The 1,738-nt window shown below is 38.5% G+C and carries 2 protein-coding genes; one reads left to right on the plus strand and one right to left on the minus strand.

Going from position 1 to position 1,738, the window contains the following annotated elements:
* Positions 1-161: 161 nt before the first annotated feature.
* Positions 162-1,058, minus strand: a complete 897-nt coding sequence (locus FNW02_RS38040) for a tyrosine-type recombinase/integrase (RefSeq protein WP_191762617.1) — start codon at positions 1,056-1,058, stop codon at positions 162-164.
* Between the two features lie 96 nt (positions 1,059-1,154).
* Here FNW02_RS38040 and FNW02_RS38045 point away from each other — a divergent pair, with 96 nt between their 5' ends.
* The gene (locus tag FNW02_RS38045; protein ID WP_191762618.1) at positions 1,155-1,610 is read left to right on the plus strand and encodes a double zinc ribbon domain-containing protein; all 456 of its coding nucleotides are present in this window, start codon (positions 1,155-1,157) and stop codon (positions 1,608-1,610) included.
* The last annotated feature ends 128 nt before the right edge of the window (positions 1,611-1,738 follow it).

Genomic DNA, 1,738 nt, shown 5'->3' on the forward strand with positions numbered 1-1,738 from the left:
TACTAGCGTCCAATACTCCACCAGTTCTTCTGGTTGCCAGTTTCGTTTCATTAACCCTCATTCACTTGATACAGAGTACTCTTAATACTCTGTACTGGAAAAATTTATCTCTAGTCAATATATGTATTAGTAAATTTATTACTCAAAATATTTCTCAATTTTTATATACTTAAAGTTAAATTCTCTAAAGCTGATTTTGCTACTATCTCTGCTCTCGCTGATGTGACTTTTTGGTAGCGGAGAGTTGTTTGAATGTTTTCATGTCCCATCAGCGCTCGTAATTCTTCAATTCCCATTAATCCTACTCGCTCGGTCGCAAATGTATGGCGTAAGTCATGCAGCCTAATCCCTTTTAATTTCTCGCTTTGGTCAATCATTTCTCGCCAGTCTGCCGCTACAGCCTCATAACTGACTGGTGTTACAACTTTAGTCGTTGGGTGTTGGGCAGTGAATAATGCTGTTGAAGCCGGATGCCGATAATATTTTATATAGTTTTTTAAAGCTAATTCTGCATCTTCACTATAAAAGCACCAGCGTTGTTTGTTGCCTTTTCCCACTACCTGAAATTTACGTTGTGACTGAAAAATTTGTGTTAATTCTAGTGATAGTAATTCTCCAATCCTAGCTCCACTTCGATGCAGTAAGCGGACTATCGTCTCCATCCTTGCATTAGATTTTTTTAACAAATCATACAAAATATCTAACTCTTGAGGCGTGAGGTAGCGTATAATCTCGTCACTCTTGTGTTCTTTACGTTCTCTTTCTGGTTTCCTTCGACTCAGACGACTAGCTGGGTTTGATTGAATATAGCCAGATTCAACAGCAAAATTAAACAGAGCGCTGATTATCGCTTGATGGCGATTATGTGTTGTGTATCTTAAATCATCTAACCCAGCTAAGTAGTCTTTTAGGAGTTGACGGTCTACTAACTCTATAGACAAGGAGCCATGCAATTTCAGCAAAGATAGTAGCGTTTGTTCATAGGATTTTACTGTACTAACAGCCAATCCTTGTCGAGAAAGAAAAGCTGTAGCTACTTGTGCTAATGTAGTTGTCAAGTTTCACCTCTCTATTTAATTAAAAGTACTGCTATCCATTTTAAATACGCACTTGTGTAAAATAATTAGTTATATACTTTAGTACATATTAAAAGCATGGATAATACCCCCCAACCCCAAGAAACGCTGTCAGAGTACGTTAAAAGAATACGCACAAGCCTTTCGCTAAGTCAAAATGATTTGGCAACTAAGGCAGGCATTCATCTTCAAAGTTTAGGTAAGATTGAACGAGGCATGACTACTAAGCTCAATAGTAAAAGCCAGCGTGGATTAGCTCTAGCATTGCAGGTTCCATCTGAGTACCTGGATGCCGTTATCCGGGGTGTACCCATGTCTGCAACCGATATCCTCAAATTTTGTCCTCACTGCTGGACTCCCGGAACAACTCTTGAAGAAATCTGGTTGTTGCCGCGATCGCAGTTCTGTTTCTTGTGCGGTACTGGCTTACGTAATAGTTGCACTCAGTGTAATGAACCAATTACATCATTGAAATTTCGGTTTTGTCCTTACTGTGGCTTTCCTTATAAGGCATCTAAGGATTCTGAATCTTAAAGCTAGTCATGAGAATTATAGTATTATTTATTACTTTTATTTGAAATTACTTGAGTCAAATTTTCTCACTTTTTTAAACTGAACCGTTTAGTTTGCACTTGGTGACAGCTTCGCCAGCTCTTCCCCTA

Source organism: Komarekiella delphini-convector SJRDD-AB1 (assembly GCF_014831675.1).
Classification (GTDB): Bacteria; Cyanobacteriota; Cyanobacteriia; order Cyanobacteriales; family Nostocaceae; genus Komarekiella.

Coding starts and splice junctions, on each gene's coding strand:
- FNW02_RS38045 (WP_191762618.1), top strand. CDS start 1,155: ATGGATAATACCCCCCAACCCCAAGAAACGCTGTCAGAGTACGTTAAA.